Origin of the sequence: Marinobacter sp. EVN1, assembly GCF_000475375.1 — a bacterium.
GTDB lineage: Bacteria > Pseudomonadota > Gammaproteobacteria > Pseudomonadales > Oleiphilaceae > Marinobacter > Marinobacter nauticus.
This window is the reverse complement of record NZ_AXCB01000023.1, coordinates 150,439-174,006: the sequence shown is the minus strand read 5'-3', so window position 1 is coordinate 174,006 and position 23,568 is coordinate 150,439. Positions and strand designations below refer to the sequence as shown.

The 23,568-nt window shown below is 59.0% G+C and carries 23 protein-coding genes; 16 read left to right on the top strand and 7 right to left on the bottom strand.

Annotated features, from left to right (window positions below; genetic code table 11):
* Positions 1–69: 69 nt before the first annotated feature.
* Positions 70–612 carry an oligoribonuclease gene (gene orn / locus Q674_RS32420; protein WP_011786221.1) on the top strand — a complete coding sequence of 181 codons (543 nt, stop codon included), beginning with the start codon at positions 70–72 and terminating at the stop codon, positions 610–612.
* On the opposite strand, the gene queG is transcribed toward orn, so the two are convergent.
* The gene (queG, locus tag Q674_RS32415) at positions 607–1,695 is read right to left on the bottom strand and encodes a tRNA epoxyqueuosine(34) reductase QueG (protein ID WP_023009096.1); all 1,089 of its coding nucleotides are present in this window, start codon (positions 1,693–1,695) and stop codon (positions 607–609) included. The genes orn and queG overlap by 6 nt on opposite strands.
* A gap of 136 nt (positions 1,696–1,831) precedes the next feature.
* Here queG and Q674_RS32410 point away from each other — a divergent pair, with 136 nt between their 5' ends.
* From Q674_RS32410 to Q674_RS32360, 11 genes are all read left to right on the top strand, one after another.
* Positions 1,832–3,394 (top strand): bifunctional ADP-dependent NAD(P)H-hydrate dehydratase/NAD(P)H-hydrate epimerase, encoded by a 1,563-nt coding sequence (locus tag Q674_RS32410; RefSeq protein WP_031210196.1) that lies wholly within the window; start codon positions 1,832–1,834, stop codon positions 3,392–3,394.
* Complete coding sequence (tsaE, locus tag Q674_RS32405) at positions 3,391–3,888, top strand: tRNA (adenosine(37)-N6)-threonylcarbamoyltransferase complex ATPase subunit type 1 TsaE (protein WP_011786218.1); 498 nt, start codon at positions 3,391–3,393, stop codon at positions 3,886–3,888. Before Q674_RS32410 ends, tsaE begins: the two co-directional genes overlap by 4 nt.
* Positions 3,885–5,216: an N-acetylmuramoyl-L-alanine amidase gene (locus tag Q674_RS32400; protein ID WP_014422153.1), complete on the top strand. Its 1,332-nt coding sequence runs from the start codon at positions 3,885–3,887 to the stop codon at positions 5,214–5,216. Before tsaE ends, Q674_RS32400 begins: the two co-directional genes overlap by 4 nt.
* A gap of 20 nt (positions 5,217–5,236) precedes the next feature.
* The gene (gene mutL, locus Q674_RS32395; RefSeq protein WP_014422152.1) at positions 5,237–7,126 is read left to right on the top strand and encodes a DNA mismatch repair endonuclease MutL; all 1,890 of its coding nucleotides are present in this window, start codon (positions 5,237–5,239) and stop codon (positions 7,124–7,126) included.
* A gap of 57 nt (positions 7,127–7,183) precedes the next feature.
* Entirely contained in the window at positions 7,184–8,173 is a 990-nt protein-coding gene (miaA, locus tag Q674_RS32390) for a tRNA (adenosine(37)-N6)-dimethylallyltransferase MiaA (RefSeq protein WP_023009094.1), read from the top strand.
* Positions 8,174–8,210: 37 nt separating this feature from the next.
* A complete protein-coding gene (gene hfq / locus Q674_RS32385) occupies positions 8,211–8,462 on the top strand; it encodes an RNA chaperone Hfq (RefSeq protein WP_011786214.1) in 252 nt (83 codons plus the stop codon).
* A gap of 94 nt (positions 8,463–8,556) precedes the next feature.
* A complete protein-coding gene (gene hflX / locus Q674_RS32380) occupies positions 8,557–9,855 on the top strand; it encodes a ribosome rescue GTPase HflX (RefSeq protein WP_011786213.1) in 1,299 nt (432 codons plus the stop codon).
* A 78-nt stretch (positions 9,856–9,933) separates the two neighbouring features.
* Positions 9,934–11,118, top strand: a complete 1,185-nt coding sequence (hflK, locus tag Q674_RS32375; protein WP_011786212.1) for an FtsH protease activity modulator HflK — start codon at positions 9,934–9,936, stop codon at positions 11,116–11,118.
* A gap of 3 nt (positions 11,119–11,121) precedes the next feature.
* Positions 11,122–11,997, top strand: a complete 876-nt coding sequence (gene hflC / locus Q674_RS32370; RefSeq protein WP_011786211.1) for a protease modulator HflC — start codon at positions 11,122–11,124, stop codon at positions 11,995–11,997.
* Positions 11,998–12,188: 191 nt separating this feature from the next.
* A complete protein-coding gene (locus Q674_RS32365; protein WP_011786210.1) occupies positions 12,189–13,370 on the top strand; it encodes an ATP phosphoribosyltransferase regulatory subunit in 1,182 nt (393 codons plus the stop codon).
* A 73-nt stretch (positions 13,371–13,443) separates the two neighbouring features.
* Complete coding sequence (locus tag Q674_RS32360) at positions 13,444–14,739, top strand: adenylosuccinate synthase (protein WP_011786209.1); 1,296 nt, start codon at positions 13,444–13,446, stop codon at positions 14,737–14,739.
* Positions 14,740–14,815: 76 nt separating this feature from the next.
* Here Q674_RS32360 and cmoB read toward each other — a convergent pair whose 3' ends face one another.
* From cmoB to Q674_RS32335, 5 genes are read right to left on the bottom strand one after another with little or no spacing between them, the layout of a single operon-like run.
* Positions 14,816–15,808 carry a tRNA 5-methoxyuridine(34)/uridine 5-oxyacetic acid(34) synthase CmoB gene (gene cmoB / locus Q674_RS32355; protein WP_011786208.1) on the bottom strand — a complete coding sequence of 331 codons (993 nt, stop codon included), beginning with the start codon at positions 15,806–15,808 and terminating at the stop codon, positions 14,816–14,818.
* Between the two features lie 22 nt (positions 15,809–15,830).
* Positions 15,831–16,583 (bottom strand): carboxy-S-adenosyl-L-methionine synthase CmoA, encoded by a 753-nt coding sequence (gene cmoA / locus Q674_RS32350; RefSeq protein WP_011786207.1) that lies wholly within the window; start codon positions 16,581–16,583, stop codon positions 15,831–15,833.
* Positions 16,576–16,956: a hypothetical protein gene (locus tag Q674_RS32345; RefSeq protein WP_011786206.1), complete on the bottom strand. Its 381-nt coding sequence runs from the start codon at positions 16,954–16,956 to the stop codon at positions 16,576–16,578. Before Q674_RS32345 ends, cmoA begins: the two co-directional genes overlap by 8 nt.
* A gap of 20 nt (positions 16,957–16,976) precedes the next feature.
* Entirely contained in the window at positions 16,977–17,996 is a 1,020-nt protein-coding gene (locus Q674_RS32340) for a serine/threonine protein kinase (protein WP_023009093.1), read from the bottom strand.
* Positions 17,997–18,001: 5 nt separating this feature from the next.
* The gene (locus Q674_RS32335) at positions 18,002–18,424 is read right to left on the bottom strand and encodes a hypothetical protein (protein WP_022991410.1); all 423 of its coding nucleotides are present in this window, start codon (positions 18,422–18,424) and stop codon (positions 18,002–18,004) included.
* Positions 18,425–18,547: 123 nt separating this feature from the next.
* Here Q674_RS32335 and Q674_RS32330 point away from each other — a divergent pair, with 123 nt between their 5' ends.
* On the top strand, positions 18,548–19,660 hold the full coding sequence (locus Q674_RS32330; RefSeq protein WP_023009092.1) for an NAD(P)/FAD-dependent oxidoreductase: 1,113 nt from the start codon (positions 18,548–18,550) through the stop codon (positions 19,658–19,660).
* Here the strand turns inward: Q674_RS32330 and Q674_RS0120780 are convergent, their stop codons facing one another.
* Positions 19,661–20,389: a ComF family protein gene (locus Q674_RS0120780; RefSeq protein WP_031210194.1), complete on the bottom strand. Its 729-nt coding sequence runs from the start codon at positions 20,387–20,389 to the stop codon at positions 19,661–19,663.
* A 51-nt stretch (positions 20,390–20,440) separates the two neighbouring features.
* Here Q674_RS0120780 and bioB point away from each other — a divergent pair, with 51 nt between their 5' ends.
* Genes bioB through bioC form a run of 3 tightly spaced genes read left to right on the top strand, consistent with a single transcriptional unit; the run spans position 20,441 to position 23,505 of the window.
* Complete coding sequence (gene bioB, locus Q674_RS32325) at positions 20,441–21,499, top strand: biotin synthase BioB (RefSeq protein ID WP_014422142.1); 1,059 nt, start codon at positions 20,441–20,443, stop codon at positions 21,497–21,499.
* Between the two features lie 6 nt (positions 21,500–21,505).
* Positions 21,506–22,690, top strand: coding sequence for an 8-amino-7-oxononanoate synthase (gene bioF, locus Q674_RS32320; protein WP_023009089.1), 1,185 nt, complete (start codon positions 21,506–21,508; stop codon positions 22,688–22,690).
* The gene (bioC, locus tag Q674_RS32315; RefSeq protein ID WP_023009088.1) at positions 22,687–23,505 is read left to right on the top strand and encodes a malonyl-ACP O-methyltransferase BioC; all 819 of its coding nucleotides are present in this window, start codon (positions 22,687–22,689) and stop codon (positions 23,503–23,505) included. Before bioF ends, bioC begins: the two co-directional genes overlap by 4 nt.
* The last annotated feature ends 63 nt before the right edge of the window (positions 23,506–23,568 follow it).

Genomic DNA, 23,568 nt, shown 5'->3' with positions numbered 1-23,568 from the left:
ATCATACGTGAATCGTGGACAATACACAGAACTTCATCCACCCGACAAAACGGCATAGGTAACAGCGAGATGAGTAACGGCGACCGCCTGATCTGGATTGACCTGGAAATGACCGGTCTGGATCCCGAGCAAGAACGCATTATCGAGATGGCCAGCATCATCACCGACTCCCAGCTGAATATCGTGGCAGAGGGGCCGGTGATTGCCATTCACCAACCCGACAGCCTGCTGGAGCAGATGGATGAATGGTGTACCCGCACCCATGGTGCCAGTGGTCTGACCCAACGGGTCAAAGAGAGTACCATCAGCGAGGCAGAGGCCGAGCAGCAAACCCTCGAGTTTCTGGGCAAACATCTGGAGCCAGGACAATCCCCGCTCTGTGGCAACAGTATTGGTCAGGATCGGCGGTTTCTGGTGAAATACATGCCCAAACTGGAAGCCTTCTTCCACTACCGCAATCTCGATGTCTCAACGGTAAAGGAGCTGGCCCGCCGCTGGCGCCCGGACGTGCTGGAAGGAGTCAAGAAACAGGGCAGTCATCTGGCTCTGGACGATATCCGTGACTCCATCAATGAACTGCGTCACTACCGGGATCATTTCTTCAAGCTATAGTCCGTGCTGTTTCAAGGCCCAGGCCACGTGCTCGCGGACCAGTTCCGACGGGTGGTCGGCCCGGGCTTTGAGTGCCTCCACCACCGGAATGGTGCTGGGGGCGTTGCCCAGTCCCACCGCCAGATTCCTGAGCCAGCTTTCATAGCCGGTGCGCCGGATTGCTGACCCTTCCGTGCGCTCCAGAAACTCCTGCTCGGTCCACAGGAACAGCTCCGCCAGGGATGAATTGTCCAGACCATGCCTCGGTTTGAAGTCTTCCTCGTCGGTGGGCTTGTTGAACTTGTTCCAGGGGCAGACCAGCTGGCAATCGTCGCAGCCGAATACCCGATTGCCCATTTTTGAACGCAGCTCCTCCGGGATCGGCCCTTTCAGTTCAATAGTGAGATAGCTGATGCAGCGCCGGGCATCCAGTAAGTGAGGGCCTACAAAGGCGTCGGTTGGGCATACGTCCAGGCAGGCAGCGCAAGAGCCGCAGTGTTGGCTGTCGAACGATGCATCCAGGGGCAGGGGCGCACTGGTGAAGATTTCTCCCAGAAAAAAGAACGAACCGGCTTTGGGGTGAATCAGCATGTTGTTTTTGCCAATCCAACCCAGTCCGGCCCGTTGCGCCAGTCCGCGCTCAAGTACCGGCGCGCTGTCGACAAATGCCCGGTAGTCATAGCCGCTGACAGCCTCGTCAATCCATTTTGCCAGCGTGGCCAGGCGTTTGCGCATCAGTTTGTGGTAGTCGCGCCCCAGGGCGTAGCGAGTAACGTAGGCCCGTTCCCGGTCAGTAAGCACTTGTTTCGGGTTGTCTGGTGCTGGCAGGTAATCCAGGCGGACGGAAATGACGCGGGTGGTCCCGGGTACCAGGGAGTCGGGTGTGTAACGTTTGTCGCCATGGTCGGCCATGTAGGCCATCTGGCCGTGGTAACCTGCTGCCAGCCAGCGCTGCAGGCGTTCAGCGTGAGGCCCCGTCTCCGCCTGGGTAATCCCGGCATCGGAAAAGCCCAGCTCCCGTGCCCAACGGCGGATCTGTGCAGGCAGGTCCGCGAGCTCTGTATGGAGCGTTTCTGAAGCTGGGTGTTCTGGAGTAACGGCCATAGTGGACTGCTGGCAGGTGCGGCCCTGCGAAGATTTAATTTGATTAAGTTATGACCTTTTTTCCTGTTTTGCTATGCTTTACAGGTATCTGGCCAATTTTCTTAAACCGGTTTCTGTATCTGGGAGTTCCCGGCAAATGCCCTCTGTTTCCGAGCACAGTCTACCAGAAGCGCTCTATTCCGCCGACTCGGTGCGGGCGATGGATCGCTATCTGATTGAACAGCAGGGGGTGGATGGCTTCGAATTGATGCAAACGGCAGCCAGATCGGCGTTCCGCCATCTGGTGGCATTCTGGCCTGGTGCGCAGCCTGTGCTTGTGTTGTGCGGAGCTGGCAATAATGGCGGTGATGGTTACCTGGTGGCCGCCAACGCTAAGCGTCATGGCATTGATGTGGCGTGTGTTGCCGTGGCGCCGACGGAAAAGCTCACGGGCGACGCCCGGTCTGCGTGCCAGAAAGCCCGGGCCGATGGTGTCGAGATTCTTGAAGGCAGTGCCCTGTCCGATGCCGATTTGCAAGCGCGGATGGATAGCGCTGCGGTGGTGGTAGATGCCATGCTCGGTACCGGAGTAACCGGCGCGCCCAGGGAGCCCTTTGCCAATGTTATTGGTCAGTTGAACCAATCCGGAAAGCCTGTGTTGGCGGTGGATTTGCCGTCCGGCCTGGATGCCACAACCGGTGCCGCGACAGGGGATGTGGTGCATGCCGATGTGACGGTCACTTTTATCGGCGCCAAGAGTGGCCTCTTCACCGGCGCAGGCGCGGGTGTCTGTGGTCAGGTAATGTTTGAAGCGCTGGGGGTGATTAACGCCGGTCAGCAGAGCGGGGAAATGCCCTTGGCCGAGCTTTATCCCTGGGCGCGATGCCAGTCCTGGTTGCCGGAACGCCCCGCTAACGCCCACAAGGGCATGTTCGGTCATGTCCTGGTGGTGGCGGGAGATCACGGTTTCGGCGGGGCGGGTATCATGGCTGCAGAGGCGGCCTCCAGGGCCGGCGCCGGGTTGGTGTCATTGGCCACCCGGCCGGAATACGTTACCGCTGCGCTGGCTCGTTGTCCGTCGTTGATGGTCAGGGGTGTAACCCACGGGTCTGAGTTGCCGGCTTTACTGGAGAAACCCGATGTCGTGGTCTGCGGACCCGGGATCGGCCAGTCCGCCTGGGGACAGCAAATGCTGCAGCAGGTTATTGCCAGTGGCAAGCCCAGAGTGTTGGACGCAGATGCACTCAACATCATGGCCGACCGCGCCCCGGCACCGGCGGACAACCATGTGCTGACGCCCCACCCGGGAGAAGCGGCCAGGCTGCTGGGCTGCAGTGTTCAGGAAGTCGAGGCGGACAGGATGGGAGCGGCAGCACGCATACAGAAGCTGTGGCATGGCATTGTCCTGCTCAAAGGTGCGGGTACGGTTGTTGCCACCGGCAGCGGAGTGCCCGGCATAATACCGGGCGGTAATCCGGGGATGGCGACAGGGGGCATGGGCGATGTGCTGTCGGGCATCCTGGGGGCATTTCTCGGGCAAATTCCGTCCGCCCGTCAGGCGGTAATGGCTTCAGCGGCTTTACATCTGGCGGCCGCGGATGAGGCGGGGCAGAATAAAGGCTATATGGGGCTGCTCCCGGCTGATGTGATCGAAGCCGTGCCACAGGTGCTGGTAAGGTCGGAGCGGCCTGAATGTTTTAGTGGCCGGGGGAATCGATGAGTATTTTTGGTAATGAACGCCGGTTGTTTCTGGAAGATGAGGCCGAGACGGAAAAACTTGGTGGTGAGTTGGCCCGGTTGGCCAGTCATGCCCGGGAAGGCCTCACCGTTTTTCTCGACGGCGAATTGGGGATGGGCAAGACGACCCTGAGCCGTGGTGTTATGAGAGGGCTTGGCCACGAGGGTGCCGTCAAGAGCCCGACCTATACACTGGTTGAACCCTACGAACACCTGGAACCACCGGTGTACCATTTTGATCTGTACCGGCTGGGTGACCCCGAGGAACTGGAATACATGGGAATCCGGGATTATTTTGCCAGCCAGAGCATCCGGATTATTGAGTGGCCGGAGCGTGGTCAGGGAGTCTTGCCTGATCCGGATCTGGAAATCCATCTTGAACGGGAAGGTCAGGGGCGCTCTGTGGTATTGCGCGCCCGTTCGGAGCTTGGGGCTTCCTTGCTTAATGAAATAGAACTGATAGGGCCGGATTCATGAAAATCTTGGTGATTATGGCGCTGTTGCTTTCAGCCAGTACAGTTTTGGCCGGTACCCGTGTCGAGGGGGTGCGTTTGTGGCCGGCTCCGGATCATACCCGCCTGGTGCTGGACACTGCCGGTCTGGTTGAGCACAACGTATTCTCTCTGAGTGGACCGTCCCGGCTGGTTATTGATCTGAAGGATGCTGCTCTCGGCACGGATTTCAGCAAGGTCGACCTTTCCGGCAGCCCCATTCAGCGTATTCGCAGCGCGCCAAGGAATGGTAACGATTTGCGGGTGGTGCTGGATCTGAAAAGTGATATCAAGCCTCGCAGCTTTGTGCTGGAGCCGAATCAGCAGTATGGCCATCGTCTGGTGGTCGATTTGATTGACGAACAGGGCAGCCGTCTCGATCGGGCGACGAGCCCGACGGTGACCCAGGATTCTGCCGGTAAGCGTGACATTATCGTGGTTATCGACGCCGGTCATGGCGGCGAAGATCCGGGCGCAATCGGGCCCCGGGGGACCCGGGAAAAGGATGTCGTGCTGAGAATGGCAAAGCGTCTGGCCGATCTGATCAACCAGCAGAAAGGGTTCACTGCCAAGCTTACTCGGACAGGCGATTATTACGTGGGCTTGCGGAACCGCACCTTGCTGGCCCGCAAGTACAACGCGGATCTGTTCGTGTCGGTGCACGCCGATGCCTTCAGAACGCCGCAGCCACGGGGAGCATCCGTCTTCGCGCTGTCTCAGCGCGGTGCCACCAGTGAAACGGCTCGATGGCTCGCCCAGAGCGAGAACCGTTCAGATTTGATCGGTGGTGCCGGCGGTGTCTCTCTGGATGGCCGTGATGACATGCTGGCCGGGGTATTGCTGGATCTCTCCATGACCGCAAGTATCAACGCCAGTCTGGGGGTTGGAGATTCCGTGCTGGGCCGGTTGGGCCGTGTGGCCAAGCTTCACAAACAGGGGGTGGAGCAGGCGGCATTTGTGGTTTTGAAGTCGCCGGACATCCCCTCGATTCTGGTGGAGGCCGGTTTCATCTCGAATCCGACCGAAGAGAAGAATCTTGCGTCCGAGTGGTACCGCAACAAGCTGGCCAACGCCATTTTCGATGGCATCGAGCAGTATTTTCGTCGCACACCACCTCCCGGCACGTTGCTGGCCTGGGAAAAACAGCAAAACCGGGGTGGCACCGACGTCAGCCAGTACCGGATACAGCGAGGTGATACTCTCTCGGGCGTTGCCCGGGAGAATCAGACCACCGTCAGCGAGCTGATGCGCTTTAACGGGATGAACGATGATCGTGTTATGGTAGGGCAAACCATTCGCATCCCCTCATCCTGATCAAGAGGTAGTCCCCGGATATGCCCCACATCCAGTTACTGTCCCCCCGGCTTGCCAACCAGATTGCTGCCGGGGAGGTGGTAGAACGTCCTGCTTCTGTTGTTAAAGAGCTGGTTGAAAATGCCCTGGATGCCGGGGCCTCGCGCGTCGATGTGGAGATCGAGCAGGGTGGGGCAAAACTGATCCGGGTGCGTGACGACGGCTCCGGTATTGAAGAGGCGGACCTGCCTCTGGCCCTGAGCCGGCATGCCACCAGCAAAATCCTGACCCTGGATGATCTTGAGGCTGTGGCCTCTCTGGGATTCCGGGGTGAGGCATTGGCCAGTATCAGCTCCGTGTCACGCCTGACCCTCACCTCCCGTACCGAGTTGCAGGAAGCGGCGGCCCGTGTTGAGGTGGAAGGCCGCGACATGGATGCTCGCATCTCACCGGCGGCCCATCCCGTGGGTACCACGGTTGAAGTGAGGGATCTATTTTTCAATACTCCTGCCCGCCGCAAATTCCTGCGCACGGAAAAAACCGAATTCAACCACGTTGAAGAGTGTGTTCGCCGTCAGGCTCTGAGTCGGTTCGATACCGGTTTTACCCTGCGTCATAACCAGAGAGTGGTGCAAAGCCTGCGCCCTGCTGAGACGGATCTGGACAAGGAACGTCGGATTGGTTCGCTGTGTGGCCAGCAGTTTATCGACAATGCGGTGGTTATTGATGCCGAGGCCACCGGGTTGCGCCTTTGGGGTTGGGTGGCGCTGCCGACCTTTTCCCGCAGTCAGGCAGATCTGCAGTACTTTTTTGTGAATGGCCGGGTGATCCGGGACAAACTGGTCGCCCATGCAGTTCGCCAGGCCTACCGGGACGTTCTGTACAACAACCGTCACCCTGCATTTGTGCTGTACCTGGAGGTAGATCCGGCTACGGTGGATGTCAACGTTCACCCAACCAAGCATGAGGTTCGGTTCCGCGACGGCCGGCTGGTTCACGATTTTATTTTCCGGACTCTGCATCGAGCCCTGGCGGATGTACGCCCGGACGATCATCTCCGTGGGGCGGCGGCCCAATCCTTTGGTCGTGAGTCTGCGGTTGTTGAACCCGAGCATTCGGCTGGCGGTTTCAGTGCCCCGGGTACATCGGGACCCTGGCCCACACAGTCACGCACTGAGGCTTATCCGTCGTCGCCCGGGCAGTCACCCCAGCAGGAGTGGCGGGCCAGTGATCAGATGGCGTTTTACCAGTCGTTGAATGAGGGTGGCGGTGTTTCAACCCCTGTTGCCCGGGCAGAAATGCCAGCGGCGTCAGCTTCGGTTACGCCGCCCAGGGATGATGCGGAAGAGCCGCCACTGGGTTATGCGATTGCCCAGCTGCACGGAATCTACATTCTGGCCCAGAGCCGTGCCGGCCTGATCGTGGTGGATATGCATGCCGCCCATGAGCGTATTACTTATGAGCGCATGAAGCGGGCCCTGGTCGAACAGGATCTTAAGAGCCAGCCTTTGCTGGTGCCCCTGTCACTAGCAGTGAGCCAGAAAGAGGCGGCGCTTGCGGAGAGCCATGGTGAAGAGCTGCAGCACCTTGGTCTGCAGATTGAGCGTATCGGGCCCGAGACGTTGGCAGTGCGGCAGATCCCGGCATTGCTTCGAGGGGCAGACACCGAGCAGCTGGTGCGCGATGTGCTGGCAGATCTGATTGAGCACGGCCAGAGTGATCGTGTTGAAGCGGTCACCCATGAATTGCTCGGCACCATGGCCTGCCATGGGTCGGTGCGGGCAAACCGACAGCTCACGATTCCAGAAATGAATTCGTTGCTGCGCGATATGGAAGCAACGGAACGCAGCGGACAGTGCAATCATGGCCGGCCCACCTGGACCCTGGTCACCCTGTCTGAACTGGACAAGCTGTTTCTACGGGGGCGCTAAGCGGTGATTCCTGATAGCCGCTCCCAACAGGGTTCATTGCCGCCAACGATCTTTCTGATGGGGCCGACTGCGTCTGGCAAGACCGATCTTGCCATTGAGCTCTGCCGTACGTTGCCCTGTGAGATCATCAGTGTGGATTCCGCGATGGTTTATCGTGGCATGGACATTGGCACTGCCAAACCTTCGCCTGAAGAACTCGCCCTGGCACCACATCGATTGATCGATATCTGTGATCCGGCGGAGACCTATTCCGCGGCGGATTTTCGCCGCGATGCGTTGGCGGCCATGAGCGAGATATCTGGCCGTGGCCGGATCCCGTTGCTGGTGGGTGGCACCATGATGTACTTCAAGGCGTTGCTGCATGGCATGTCGAATCTGCCTTCGGCAAATCAGGCGCTGCGGGCAGAAATTGAGCGGGAAGCCGAACGCGATGGCTGGGGCGCCCTTCATGAGGAGTTGGCAGAAAAAGATCCCGACGCTGCGCGCCTGATTCATCCCAACAATCGCCAGCGACTGATGCGGGCCATTGAGGTGATCCGGCTTACAGATAAGCCGATCTCCTCGTTCTGGCAGTCAGAATCGGGAACTTCCGGGCAACATCCGCAGTCTGGTATTGAGGATTACACGTATTTTACCAGCTGGCAGGCAGACGAAAGCGCTGGCCTGCCGTATACTGTTTTTCAGTTTGCCCTGGCGCCTGCCGAGCGCTCTGTGCTGCATTCGCGGATACAGAAACGGTTTCTGGCAATGCTGGAAGCAGGCTTCCTTGATGAAGTCCGTGCCTTGATGGCGCGGGGTGATCTCAGCCCCGATCTTCCCTCGATGCGTTGCGTGGGTTATCGACAGGCCTGGGATTACCTGTCAGGCAACGAGGATTACGACAGCTTTGTTGCCAAGGGCGTTGCCGCTACCCGTCAGTTGGCGAAACGGCAGCTTACCTGGTTGCGAAAATGGCGAGATGTGCACTGGCTGGACTCCGCCGACCCGCAAGTGGTGCTGGATACCTTGAAAAAATCCGGGCTTCACACCACATTTAACTTTGAATAATGACGATCTGCATTTACTTATAAACAGGAGAAAACACATGTCAAAAGGGCACTCTTTACAAGACCCTTACCTCAATGCCTTGCGCAAGGAACGCATTCCGGTTTCCATCTTTCTGGTCAATGGTATCAAGCTTCAGGGCCAGATTGAGTCTTTTGACCAGTTCGTGATTCTTCTCAAGAACACGGTGAGCCAGATGGTTTACAAGCACGCTATTTCCACTGTGGTTCCTGCTCGTAACGTCCGGCTACCGCAGCAGAACCCGGCAGGTGAAGGTGAGTCAGAAGACTGATAACGCCTGCTTTTCCCGCTTTCACACCCGCGCTCCAGGACAGCCTATGTGCTTGAATGGTCGCGGGTGTTTGTGTTTATGGAGTTGATGAAACTTGTTTGAGCGTCCAGATGTCGGAGAACGGGCGGTTCTCGTTCACATTGATTTTACCGCCCATGACGATACCGAAGATCCGGGAGAGTTCCGGGAACTGGTGACCTCCGCCGGCGTAGAGCCGGTTGCTACGGTAACCGGCACCCGGAAGCAGCCCAGCCCGCGTTTTTTTGTGGGAGAGGGCAAGCTTGAGGAAATCCGGGATGCGGTGGCTGCCTCCGAGGCCGATGTGGTGCTGTTCAATCATGCCTTGAGCCCGAGCCAGGAACGTAACATTGAGCGCGAGCTCAAGTGCCGGGTGCTTGATCGCACGGGCGTGATCCTGGATATCTTTGCGCAGCGGGCCCGGACCCACGAGGGCAAGCTGCAGGTGGAACTGGCGCAGCTGGAGCATATGTCTACCCGGCTGGTACGGGGCTGGACTCACCTCGAACGCCAGAAGGGTGGTATCGGTTTGCGAGGGCCGGGTGAAACCCAGCTCGAAACCGACCGCCGGCTGTTGCGCGAACGCATCAAATCCATTCACCGGCGTCTGGAAAAGGTCCGCAAGCAACGGGATCAGGGGCGCCGCGCCCGCAAGCGTGCCGACATACCTACGTTGTCGCTGGTGGGTTATACCAACGCCGGCAAGTCCACGCTGTTCAACCGAATTACCACTTCCAGCGTATATGCAGCAGACCAGTTATTCGCGACCCTGGATCCGACCTTGCGCCGGCTGGAACTTCCCGACATCGGACCGGTCGTAATGGCCGATACGGTGGGCTTCATCCGGCATTTGCCGCACAAGCTGGTGGAGGCCTTCCGGGCGACGCTGGAAGAAACCACACAGGCCACGTTGCTGTTGCATGTGATCGACTGTCACGACAGCCGCCGGGATGAAAACATCGAGCAGGTGGAAAGCGTGCTGGCCGAAATCGGAGCTGATGAGATTCCGATGCTACAGGTGTTCAACAAGATTGATCTGCTTGATGGTTTTGAGCCCCGCATTGATCGCAACGAAGAAGGATTGCCGGTGCGAGCCTGGGTGTCGGCCGTAAGTGGTGAGGGCCTGCCGCTGCTGTTTGACGCCATCGTCGAGCGTCTGGCAGAGGATGTCGTGCACCACTTTGTGCGTCTGGGTCCGGCCGATGGCAAGCTCAGAGCGCTGCTGCACGAGGCTGGTTCGGTTCTGAGCGAAGAGCATTGCGACAACGGCGATCAGGTACTGGAAGTCCGGTTGCAGAACCGGGACTGGCTGCAGCTTTTGAGCCGTGCCGGTGTGCGTGAAGACGTGATCCGGTTGGAAAGCCGGCCGGTCTGAACGGCCCCTGCTATTGCCGGGGCCTTGATAAATCCCTAGTATTTGCAGCCATTCGATTAAACACGAACGGAGAGAACTATGGCCTGGAATGAACCGGGTGGAAACCGTAACGACAACGATCCCTGGGGAACCGGTGGTGGTCGTCGCGGCAATGATCAGGGGCCGCCAGACCTCGACGAAGCGCTGAAAAAAGGGCTCGACAAGCTCAATCGCATGCTTGGCGGCAAAGGCGGTCATTCTGGTGGTGGCAGTAGCTCCGGCGGCAGCGCAGGTGGTTTTGGTGCCATTCTGGCCATTGCGGCCATCCTGGTCGCGGGCTATGTCATCTACCAGTCGTTCTATACGGTTGATGAACAGGAGCGGGCGGTTGTGCTGCGCTTCGGTGAATATAACCGTACCGAGGAGCCGGGTCTCCGCTTCAAGGTGCCCTTGATTGACACCGTCAACAAGGTTCGCGTTACCAGTATCCGTACCGCTGAGTCCTCCGGCCAGATGCTGACCCAGGATGAAAACCTGGTGACCGTGGATCTTCAGGTCCAGTATCGCGTGGGTGATGCCCGGGCGTACGTGCTGAATGTACGGGATTCCAACCAGGCCCTGGCATTTGCCACCGATAGTGCCCTGCGGCATGAGGTCGGTAGTTCGTCCCTGGATGACGTACTGACTGAAGGTCGGGCGGAGCTCGCCGTGCGGGTTGAGCAGCGCCTGCAGAGCTTCCTGAGAGATTACGGAACCGGTCTCGAGATTGTCCGGGTCAACGTCGAGAGCACCCAGCCTCCAGCGCCGGTACAGGACGCGTTCCGTGAGGTTCAGCGTGCTCGCGAGGATGAGCAGCGTCTGAAGGAAGAAGCGGAAACCTACCGCAACAAGATTGTTCCCGAGGCCCGAGGTCAGGCACAGCGCATGATTGAGGAAGCCAACGCGTACAAGCAGGAAGTAATCGAGCGGGCACGCGGTGAAACTGCACGCTTTAACCAGCTGCTGGCCGTGTATGAGCAGGCCCCGGTCGTTACCCGTGAGCGCATGTATATTCAGGCACTGGAGCAGGTGCTGGGTAACAGCAGCAAAATCCTTGTCGATACCGAGAGCAGCGGCAACATGATGTATCTGCCTCTGGATCGTCTGACGCAGGGTTCGCTGTCGTCATCTGGCAGCCGGATGTCCGGCAGCAGTGGCCAACAGGTGGATATCCAGACCCTGACCGATCAGGTGTTGCAGGAGCTGCGCACCCGCCAGGACACCAATACCCGGAGGAGCAGATAAGTTATGGGACCTAAAGGTGTAGTGGGCCTTGCAGGCGCCCTTATTGTTGTCCTGCTCGTGCTGTCCAGTGTTTACATCATTCCTGAGACCCATCGGGGCGTGAAACTTCGCTTCGGGGAGCTGGTTGAAACCAATATTCAGGCTGGCCTGCATTTCAAAGTGCCGGTTATTGACCAGATCAGGGAGTTTGATATCCGGGTGCTGACGATGGATCTGCCTTCCCGCCAGTATCTGACGGTTGAGAAGAAGCCGCTGGATGTGGATTCTTATGTTGCCTGGAAGATCCTTAACGTGGATCAGTTCTATCGCGCCACGGGTGGCGATGAGTTCCGTGCGCAGACCCTGATCCTGTCTCGCGTGGACAACGGTCTCCGGGATGAATTCGGTATCCGTACCATGCATGAGGTGGTGTCCGGTCAGCGGGACGAGCTGATGCACACGCTACGTGATCGGGTCAACGAGACCTCCATCAAGGAGTTTGGCATCGAAGTCCTGGATATTCGGGTGAAAGCCATCGAGTTCCCCGGGCAGGTGAGCGAGAACGTCTATCGGCGGATGGCCACGGAGCGCCAGAAGCTGGCCCAGGAATTCCGTTCCCGGGGGCAGGAGCTGGCCGAGGGTATCCGTGCTGATGCCGACCGTCAGCAAACGGTGATTCTGGCCAACGCCTTTGCGGAAGCCGAAACCACTCGTGGTGAAGGTGACGGGGAAGCGGCCGCCATTTATGCTCAGGCCTACGGTGCCAACGAGGAGTTCTACAGCTTCTACCGCAGCCTGCAGGCGTACCAGAATACCTTCTCCAGCAAGGACGACATCATGGTGATTGATTCTGACAGTGACTTTATGAAGTTCCTGAAGAGTCCTGCCGGCGCTAACTGATCCGGCTGACACCAGCCAAGCCGGAATCTGCGGGGAATTTTTACTGAACCCCTGGATTCCGGTTTTTTTGTGCCTGCCAACCGTGTAAAATTCTGGCGGTTTTGTGTCGGGTTTTCTGAGCCCGAGCGCCTAAATCCTGAGTTACCCCCTGGTCCTATGGCCAGCGCGGGAGAAACGGACAACAGAATCTCATGACTGTATCTGATCGCTGGTTACTGCCTGACGGGGTAGAGGACATTCTGCCGCCGCTGGCCGGGCGGATCGAGTCCCTGCGCCGGGATGTTATGGATACCTGCCAGCGCTGGGGCTACCAGCTGGTTATTCCTCCGCTGATTGAATATCTCGAATCCCTGTTTACCGGTACAGGTCACGACCTGGAACTGCAGACGTTCAAACTGACCGATCAGCTGACCGGTCGGATGATGGGTGTTCGCGCCGATATGACGCCCCAGGCTGCCCGCATAGACGCGCATACCCTGGGCCAGGATGGCATTACCCGGTTGTGTTATGCCGGTCATGTGCTGCATACCCGGCCTCGCCACATGCTGACCGGGCGCACACCGATTCAGGCCGGTTGCGAGCTTTTCGGTAGTGGCTCCGAAGCGGCCGATATGGAAGTGATCAGTCTGATGCTGGAAACCCTGCGGGTGGCCGGTTTGCCCAGGCTGCATCTGGACCTGGCTCACGTTTCAATCTATGAAAGCCTGGTTTCTGACGCCGGATTTGATCGTGATACCGAAGCGGCGGTGTTTGATGCCATGGCACGCAAGTCCGTACCCGAGCTGGATCGCCTGCTGGGTGAGTGTGTGCCGGGCTCTGCCGGTTTCAGGTTGCGCCAGTTGGCCAGAGTCAGCGGTGGGGTAGAATCCCTGGCCGATGCCCGGGAAATTCTCAGTGGCGCCTCCGGTGCTATTGATGCGGCGCTGGATCAACTTGCCCGCGTGGCGGACATGTTGAACCGCGATTTTCCGGAAGTCAGCCTGGGCTTCGACTTTTGTGAATTGCGCGGATACAACTATCACACCGGTTTGGTCTTTGCGGCCTATGTGCCGGGCCATGGCGATGCTGTGGCGAAAGGTGGCCGATATGACGCTATTGGCAGTGACTTTGGTCGCGCGCGGCCTGCCACCGGGTTCAGTCTGGATATCCGTGCACTGGTGTCGCTGGGCGAACGCCCGTTCCGTAAAGCCGGAGCCATATGGGCGCCAGCGGACAACGATGCCAGGCTGGAAGGCGTGATTTCCGGCCTGAGAATGACTGAAACGGTGATCCGGGCATTGCCGGATGATCGTGAGACGGATCCTTCCGAGCGGGGGTGTGACCGTCAACTGGTGAATCGTGATGGCCAATGGGTGGTAGAAACCATCGCCTGAGCCGTTTTTGTTTAATTTCCGGGGTAAATCTTCAGGGCGTGTGCTTCTGGCCCGTCTGAATTGAGAGAGAATCATGGGTAAAAACGTAGTTGTGCTGGGCACCCAGTGGGGTGATGAAGGCAAGGGCAAGATTGTTGACCTTCTGACAGACAAGGTGGCTGCCGTTGTCCGCTTTCAGGGCGGGCATAATGCCGGTCACACACTGGTGATCGAAGGTAAGAAGACGGCTCTGCACCTGATTCCGTCCGGCATACTGCGGCAGGATGTCCAGTGCCTCATCGGTAACGGTGTGGTGCTGTCGCCGGAAGCCCTGCTGAAAGAAGTGCGGGAGCTGGAGGCTAACGGTGTTGCCGTTCGTGACCGCCTGAAAATCAGCCTGGCTTGCCCGATCATCCTGCGCACCCACGTGCGTATTGATCAGGCCCGCGAACGTGCCCGTGGCAATGACAAGATTGGTACCACCGGCCGGGGAATTGGCCCTGCGTATGAGGATAAGGTTTCCCGCCGGGGTGTTCGGTTGGGTGACCTGTGCAACCCCGCCGATTTCGAGATCAAGCTGCGGGAAATCATGTCGTACCACAACTTCGTTCTCACCGAGTACTTCAAGGAAGAGGCCGAGGATATCGATGCGGCCCTGGAAGAACTCAGACAGATGGGCGAGGAAATCCTGCCCATGGCCGCAGACGTAACCGATATTTTGCACGACTACCGCAAGCGCGGAGAGCACATCCTGTTCGAAGGCGCTCAGGGCTCGTTGCTGGATATCGACCTGGGTACCTATCCGTACGTGACTTCCTCCAATACCACCGCTGGCGGCACCGCTACAGGCTCCGGTTTTGGTCCGCTGTATCTGGACTATGTACTGGGTATCACCAAGGCCTACACGACCCGGGTAGGTTCCGGCCCGTTCCCGACCGAACTGTTTGACGACATGGGCAAGCACCTCGCCGTCAAGGGCAACGAAGTGGGCACCACCACAGGTCGTTCCCGCCGTTGTGGCTGGTTTGATGCGGTCGCTCTGCGCCATGCTATCCAGATCAACAGTGTGTCCGGTATCTGCCTGACCAAGCTGGACGTTCTGGACGGTCTGGAAACGGTGAAGGTGTGTATTGGCTACAAGACTCCGAACGGCGAAATCACCCGTCCCCCCATCGGCTGCGACAGCTACAGCGATATCGAGCCGGTGTATGAGGAGCTGCCGGGCTGGAGCGAGAGCACGGTTGGCCTGACCAGCGTGGATCAGCTGCCGGAGAACGCCAAGGCCTATATCCGCTTCTTGGAAGAGCAGATTGAGGCGCCGATTGATATTATTTCCACCGGTCCGGATCGTGTGGAAACCATTACTCTGCGGCATCCGTTCGGAGAGTAAGTTCAGAAGCTAATAAAAACCGCCTGTGGTGGATGCCCCAGGCGGTTTTTTTGTGCCGGTTTTCTGGTGCAGGGTGTCAGGGCTTTTCTGCGATCAGTGTCGCCCGCTTGGGGCCCGGGTAGCCTTCAATGGTTTTCGAGGGGTTGTCTGGGTCCAGAAAGTCCGCCAGTGAATTGAAACGCATCCAGTCGGTCTGGCGCTGCTCATCGGTGGTGGTCTCACTGACGTCTACCACCCGGGCGTTGCGGAACCCGGTTCTGTCCAGCCACCGGAGCAGGGTCGGGCAGCTCGGCAAGAACCAGACGTTGCGCATCTGGCCGTAACGGTCTTCGGGCATCAGGCTGTAGCCCTCCGGGCCGTCTACAACCAGGGTTTCCAGCACCAGTTCGCCGCCGCGACGCAGCGTGCCCTTGAGTTCCAGCAGATGGTCCAGCGGTGAACGACGATGATACAGCACGCCCATGGAGAAGGTGGTGTCAAAGCATTCCATGTCGGCCGGGAGGTCTTCCATGCGCACCGGGAGCAGATCGACCGGAGCCTGGCCCAGATACCCTTTGACTGCCAGGAACTGAAACATGAACAACAGCCCCGGGTCGATGCCGATCACCTGCCTGGCCCCCGCTCCAGCCATGCGCCAGCAATGGTAGCCGGAGCCGCAGCCCACATCCAGAATGGTGCGCCCGGCCAGATCCGCCAGATGCGGCGCTACCCGGTCCCATTTCCAGTCTGATCGCCATTCGGTGTCAATGTAGGTACCGAAAAAATCGAACGGGCCCTTACGCCAGGGCATCAGTCCCCGCAATCCGTTCTCAAGGCGGGTCATGGCGTCTGGATCCAGGCCGCTGGGGCTGGTCAACGTGATTGCAGACCGATTCAGGTCGACCCTGGCATCGGCAACATCTGGCAAGGACTGCAGTGCGTTGTGCCAGCGTTCCATATCGCCGTGGGGGTTGTCCTCAAACCGTCGAGTGAGTTGTTCTTTCAGGGCTGTGGTCCACCGGGTGTTACCGGTTTCGTTCAGGTAGGAAAGAACGGGATCAAAGTGCTTGTGCCAGTCAAACAGTGCCATGGTATGTCTTTCGGTGGATAAGTCAGGAGTTCTTGATGGCCAGCATCGAGACAAAGTTGAAGCACTGGTACCACACCAGTACCTGGTCAAAGCCGGCGCGCTGCAATCGATCCCGGTGGTCTGCCAGGGTTTCCGGGATCAGTACTTTCTCGATGGCGGCACGCTTCTGGCTGATTTCCAGGTCCGAATAGCCGTTGGCCCGCTTGAACTCGTGATGAAGGCGGGTCTGGATGGCCTGTTCCGCGTCGGATTCAAATCGGATCTTCTCGGACAGAACCAGCACGCCGCCGGGCAGGGTGGCGTCGCCGATACGGGTCAGCAGGGCCAACCGCTGCTCGGGCGGCACGAACTGCAGCGTGAAGTTCAGGGTGGTGACTGAGGCATTGCTCAGTTCGGTGCTCAGGATGTCCTCGCAGCGCAGTGTAACCGGCAGGTCGTGATCATCCAGAGCGACATAATGCTCGCAGCGCTCAATCATCGCCTCGGAATTGTCCACGCCCACGAGAGTGCAGTCCGGGTAGGGGATGCCATGGCGCATGGCAAGAGTGGACGCGCCGAGCGAGCAGCCCAGGTCGTAACAATGTGAGCCTGGCTGAACGTACTGTTCCGTGATCACCTCAATCATCGGGATGATGGTGGTGTAGCCGGGGACAGAGCGACGGATCATGTCCGGAAACACCCGGGCGACGGACGCGTCAAAGCGGAAATCCTCGGGATTGCGCTCAGTGGCAAATAACCGGTCGGTCAATTGCTCCGGGGGCGTGCGATTACTCATCGCCCGCTCCGGCCTCGCGCTCATCGGGGCGAGGTGTCGCCAGATCCTTGTCGGTAGGGGACGGCCGTGCGCAGCGAACCCCACGGTTTTTGTAGTCGACCAGAATGCCCCGGAAAGATGGATCGACATCGGCAGCAATGGCCAGGTAGCCATTCTCACAAACGGCGTGCAGCTCCGAGGATTTGCGGGACATACGGAAGGTTTCGCCGGGTTTGACGTGAATGGCGGTAAATTCACCCACCGGAGCGTGGTCCTTGTTGTCGGAGTGATCAATCCGGCCAGACGCTTCCAGCACCAGTACCGTGCCGACGATGGCGGCAACTCCGGTAACAATCAGGCTTTTGGCTGTGAAACGCCGTTCGTTATCGCTCATGGGTACCTCGTGTCAGAAAATCAGAATTGGCCCGGCACGCTGATAGCCGGTTCCTGTAGTGCGGCCAGCTGTTCCCGTAAGGACAGGATCTGGTCTGACCAGAACCGCGGCTGTGAAAACCAGGGGAAGAATCTCGGGAAGGCCGGATCTTCCCAGCGCCTTGCCAGCCACGCACAGTGGGCGATTTGCCTGTAGCATCGCAGGGGTTCAATCAGGTGGCGTTCGCGACGATTGAAATCCCGGAACATTTCATAACCTTCCAGCAATTCGCCAAGCTGGGCGCCCCGCTCGCTGGCGTCTCCGTTCAGTAGCAGCCACATGTCCTGTACCGCCGGGCCTGTGCGACAGTCGTCCAGATCCACAAACAGCATGGTTTCGTCCCGGCACAGAATGTTGCCGGCGTGACAATCACCGTGAATGCGCAAGGTGTCTACCGGGCCGGCTTCGGCTATCCGTTCACGGCAGTTGGCGATCAGGTCCGGAATCAGGGAATTCCAGGCCGGTCTGAGATCATCCGGAATCCAGTTACCTTCCACCAGCAGCTGGTTGTTCTGTTCCAGCCCCGCCAACAGATCAAACCCAGGTCTGTGCTCAAACGGTTTCAAGGCACCAATGTTGTGAATCTGCCCCAGCCACTGGCCCAGTCTATACAGGGTGTCGGTCACACTGGTATCCGGGGCCTGGCCGCCGCGTTGCGGAAATACCGCGAATCTGAAATCCCCGTACTGGCCGAGGGAATGCCCGCCCGGCAGCACCAAAGGGGCAACCACGGGCACCCCGGCCTCCTGCAGTGACAGGGTAAATTCGTGTTCTTCCAGAATCGCCGCATCTGGCCAGCGGCCTGGACGGTAGAATTTGGCAATTACCGGTGGCTTGTCTTCAATGCCGACCTGATAGACGCGGTTCTCATAGCTGTTCAGGGCAAATAGCCGGCCGTTGACCTCGAATCCCTGCGCCTCAATGGCATCCAGAATGACTTCCGGGGTGAGGGCATCGTAGGGATGCGAGGATGGGGTGATCGCCGGAGGTTCAGTCTGCATAGGGCTCAGAATGTGGTGTCGTATCGGGTTTTCATGGATTGCAAATGGTACCAGTTTTCGTCCAGCTCCCAGCGAATGCGGTTGACCCGACCCGTGGCCAGGACGAGATCCCCGGCTCTGGCCTGAACCTGGGCAAGCTCCCGTTCTGCTTTCTGCCAGTCGCGATGGGTGTCTGCCAGATGGCGCATGCCGGGGAATACGGCGGTCAGGGCCTTCTGGGTTGATACCGAGTGGGACCGAAGAGAACTGATGACGGCAGTATCTCCCTCAACCCTCAATACGCGGTGCTGGTACGGGTAACCGGCGACGACTCTGTCTTCCTTCAGTTGCGCGTTCAGGTGGGTCACTTCAAAGCCACGCCAGCCAATCCAGCCAACAAAAAGCGCGGCAACCACCATAACGGTAATAAACTGTTTTCTATCAGACATCGCCAGGCTCCATGCGTTCGTTCTGTCTTGGGGCAAGTATAACGGTTCTTGGCGGGCAGGTAATGCAACCAGCGTTGATCTGCGGTAATTTCCCTGCCAGAGAGCAGGGTAGAGGAATGCGGAGTGGCTCAGGAGCAGTTCAGTATACAGACCGTAGTAATCGGCGCCGGCGTAGTAGGACTTGCCATTGCGCGTGCGCTGGCCCGTTCGGGGAGAGAGGTGCTGGTGCTGGAAGCCGGTGCCGCCATTGGTGAAGGCATATCCTCCCGCAACAGCGAAGTCATTCACGCCGGTATCTACTACCCGGAGCATTCCCTCAAGGCTCGATTTTGCGTGGAAGGCCGGCAGCAGCTTTATGAATATTGTGTCAGCCATAAGGTTATGCATCGAAAATGCGGGAAGTGGATCATTGCCAGTGACGCCGCGCAGGCCGAACGTCTTGTTGGCATTCAGGCGCAGGCGGGCCGAAACGGTGTGTCCCTGGCGTTATATGAGGGCACTGCGATGGCGTGCCAATTGCCCTCAATCCAGGCCACTGCCGGGCTCTGGTCTTCGCAAACCGGGATCGTAGACAGTCATGGCCTGATGCTGGCGCTGCAGGGTGATCTGGAAGACGCCGGTGGTCAGATTGCGTTGAACAGTCCGGTGGTGTCTGCCGAATCCGGTCCGGAGGGGCATGTTCTGAAGGTGGGTGGGACCGGAGATCTGTTGCTGAAGGCTCGGGAAGTGGTTAATGCTGCTGGACTTGGCGCCCCAGCACTTGCGGGGCTATGGTCAGGGTTGCCCGAGTGTGCGAGGCCGAAACAATGGTTGGCCCGGGGTGTTTATTTCAGCTTCAGTGGCCGCCATCCATTCAATACTCTGATCTATCCCATGCCCGAACCCGGTGGGCTTGGCATTCATCTGACTCTCGATCTGGCTGGTCAGGCCAGGTTTGGGCCGGATGTGGAATGGATTGACGAAGAAAGCTATCGGGTCGATCCGCAGCGTGTTCGTGGATTTGCCGACAGTATCCGGCGCTGGTGGCCGTCCCTGGACGAGGCCCGTCTGCAGCCGGCTTATGCGGGCATTCGCCCTAAACTGGCGGGCCCGGATGGCGGCTTTGCCGATTTCCGCATCGATGGCCCTGAGAAACATGGTGTTGACGGCCTGGTCAATCTGTTCGGGATTGAGTCGCCCGGACTCACCTCGTGTCTGGCCATCGCCGGACACGTACTGACAGAACTCGCCAATTGATCAGCCGGGTGTACGCGCCAGTGCCCAGACCTGGATTTCCTTCGCTCCCGCTCTGGTGAGCACCGAGGCCAGCTCGCGAACGGTGGCTCCGGTAGTGACCACGTCATCAACAATGGCGATGTTTGCCGGCACCGGTCCGGTAACCTCAAACAGCCCCTGAAGATTGGCCAGTCGGCTTGTCCGGTTCAGTTTCCGTTGTGCGTGAACCCGTCGCGTTCGTCGCACCAGACGGGCGTTGACAGGCAGGTCCAGCCGCCTTCCCACCGCCTCGGCAATATCCTGGGCCTGATTGAAGCCCCGTTGCCAGCGCCGGGTCCAGTGCATGGGGGCGGGGATCAGAACCTGCGGCCGGCCCTCGGCTGCCAGATGATGCTCAATGTAGTCGGTAAAACCCGCCAGTAATGGTCGCGCGAATTTGTGCTGGCCGTGGTATTTGTAGCGGCCGATCATGCCATCAACCGGGAACTGGTAACGCCAGGGGATCAGCGAGCGGCTATAACGCGGTGGTGAAGCCAGGCATTCGCCGCAATGTCCATCCGGGGTTGGAAAGGGCAAGGGCAGAGCGCAGGTCAGACAGCACCAGCGGTTGGCGGGCAGGTCGTTCCGGCAGTCCTGGCAAAGGCCATCCTGGGCAGCGCCTGCGAGGCAGATGACGCAGCGTCCGGCGCGTCTTGAGCTGTTAACCTTAACCTTTGTCGAGGTTGACAGCGAGATCAGTCCGTTTATCATCGCGGTTTATCCGTAAACCAAAAATCCCGGAAAGGTTAACAGGACTCTCACATGACTGCCACCGCTACCCGTCACGACTGGACGCTTCAGGAAGCTCGCGAGCTTTTCAATCTTCCGTTCAATGATCTTCTGTTTCGCGCCCAGAGCATCCACCGGGAGCACTTTGACCCGAATGAGGTTCAGGTGAGCACGCTGCTCTCAATCAAGACCGGTGCCTGCCCTGAAGACTGCAAGTATTGCCCGCAGAGTGGTCATTACAACACCGGGCTTGAAAAGGAGAAGCTGCTGGAAATCGAGAAGGTGGTGGCTGAGGCCCGCGTTGCCAGAGAAAAAGGGGCATCCCGGTTCTGTATGGGTGCCGCCTGGCGTAGCCCGTCAAAGAAAGACATGCCCTACGTTCTGGATATGGTCCGCCAGGTGAAATCCCTGGGCCTGGAAACCTGTATGACACTGGGCATGCTCAAAGAAGAGGAAGCCAGGGAGTTGGCAGACGCTGGCCTGGATTACTACAACCACAACCTGGATACCTCCGAGAAATACTATAACCACATCATCACGACCCGTACCTACCAGGACCGCCTGGATACGCTCGACAATGTGCGCAAGGCCGGTATGAAGGTTTGTTGTGGCGGCATCATGGGTATGGGTGAGGATGAGGATGACCGCGTCGGTCTGCTGGTTCAGCTTGCCAATTTACCCCAGCACCCGGAGAGCGTGCCGGTGAACATGCTGGTGAAGGTGAAGGGGACGCCGCTGGAAGATGTGGAAGACCTGGACCCATTTGATTTCATTCGCATTATCGCCGTCGCCCGAATCATGATGCCGGCTTCCCATGTACGTTTGTCCGCGGGCCGTGAGCAGATGAATGAGCAGATGCAGGCACTCTGTTTCATGGCGGGAGCCAACTCCATTTTCTACGGTGAGAAACTGCTGACCACCTCGAACCCGGAGGCGGATGCGGACATGCAGTTGTTCCGCAAGCTGGGCATCCGGCCGGAGCAGCGGGAGCAGTGCGCGACCGAGGAGCAGGAGGAAGAGGCCATTGCCGAGGCGGTGGAATATGAGGCCACACGGCACATGTTTTACGACGCGACCCGGGAGTCTGCGTGATTCCGCATGCGTGACTTCGCCAAAGAGATAGAAGAACGAAAGCAGGCCGGGTTGTACAGAACCCGCCGCCTGATCGCCGGCCCCCAGCAGCCGACGCTGACGGCGGATGGCCGGTCGTTGCTGTCGTTCTGCAGTAACGACTATCTGGGCCTGGCCAGTCATGGCGAAAACATGCGGGCGCTGGAGCAGGCGCTGCCGGAGGTTGGCCTGGGCGGAGCTGCTTCGCATCTGGTTTGCGGCCACCACGAGGCCCATCATCGCCTTGAGCAGAGGCTGGCAGCGTTCACTCGGCGGAGTGCGGCATTGTTCTTTTCCACCGGGTACATGGCAAACACGGGTGTCATTTCCGCACTGGCGGGCCGTGGCGATACCATCTTCTCGGATCGACTGAATCACGCTTCGATCATTGACGGCTGCATTCTCAGCCGTGCCCGCGTGCGCCGCTATGCTCACGGTGATGTGGCCGCGTTGGAAACCATGCTCTCAGCAACCTCCGGCCACAAACTGGTGGTTACCGATGGCGTGTTCAGCATGGACGGAGACATTGCGCCACTCACGGAACTGGCTCGCGTCTGTAAGGCTCACGATGCGCTTCTGGTGGTGGACGATGCCCATGGCATTGGTGTTCTCGGGCCACAGGGCCGGGGGAGCGTGCTGGAAGCCGGGTTGTCCGAGGAGGAGGTGCCGGTGTTGATCGGTACTCTGGGCAAGGGCGTGGGAACCTCCGGGGCCTTTGTCGCTGGCTCTGACGTGTTGATTGACTACCTGGTACAGAAGGCCCGGACCTATATCTACACCACCGCCATGCCGCCGGCACTGGCCGCGGCAACCTGCGCCAGCCTGGATGCTGTTGAGAGCGGCGATGAGCGACGCGCTCATCTTGACGCGTTGATTCAGCGATTCAGGGCAGGTGCTCAGGATCTGGGTTATGAGCTGATGCCATCCCGAACGCCCATTCAGCCCATCATGATCGGAGATAACTGGACTGCGTTGGCGCTCAGCCGTGCACTGGAGAATGAGGGTCTGCTGGTAACGGCCATCCGACCGCCCGCGGTGCCGGAGGGCGAGGCCCGCTTGCGGGTCACGCTCAGCGCCGCCCACACGGAAGTCGATGTTGACCGTTTGCTGCAGGCGCTGGCGAAAAGCCAATCCATCCTGAGTGAGGCCGTGGTCCGGGAGCCAGCGCTATGACCATCTATACCCGAATAGAGCCAACGGCTCCTGTTGAGGGCGGAACCGGAACCAAGCAGTCCATCGCCCGGGGGTTCGGGGGCGCCAGTGCCACCTACGACGGTGCATCCCGCCTACAGAAAATCATGGGCGACGCCATGCTCGCCGAGCTTGCCGACAGCACGGTGCCCAAATCGGTTCTTGATTTGGGCTGCGGAACCGGCTGGTTTAGCCGGAAGTTAGCGGAGCAATACCCCCATTCCGCGGTTACCGGCGCAGACCTTTCACCAGGCATGCTGGCTGAGGCTGCGAATCGGAGCCCGGGAGCAATCTACTGGCTACACGCTGATGCCGAACAGATTCCGTTGGCGGATAACAGCGTTGACCTGATCTTCAGTAACCTGATGATTCAGTGGAGCGCCCGGCCGGAACTGATCCTTCGGGAGTGCCGCAGAATTCTCAGGCCTGGCGGACGACTGGCCATATCGACACTGCTAGACGGCACCTTGTCTGAATTGAAGCAGGCCTGGGCCGAGGCCGATCCGGGACAGGCGCACGTAAACCGGTTTGTTCCGGAAGCACAGTGGAAAGCGCTCGTGGAGACGGTTCTGTCAAACGCAAAACAGGTTACTGAAACCATCTCACTGCCGTACCAGTCACCCATGCACCTCAATCGTGAGTTGAAAGAACTCGGTGCGGTGTTTAAAGGCGAAGAGCGCCGGCGGACGGTGACAGCGCCGGGGCGTTTTCGGGCGATGTGTCGTGCCTATCCGACGCGAGCTGACAACGTCGTTGAGGCTGGGTACTTTGCGGCTTGGGCGTATTGGGTTGGTTAGTTGAGCTGTTCGTATTTAGTGGTTGGACTTCCTCTGAAACATTTGGGCGAGGGTGCCACTTCT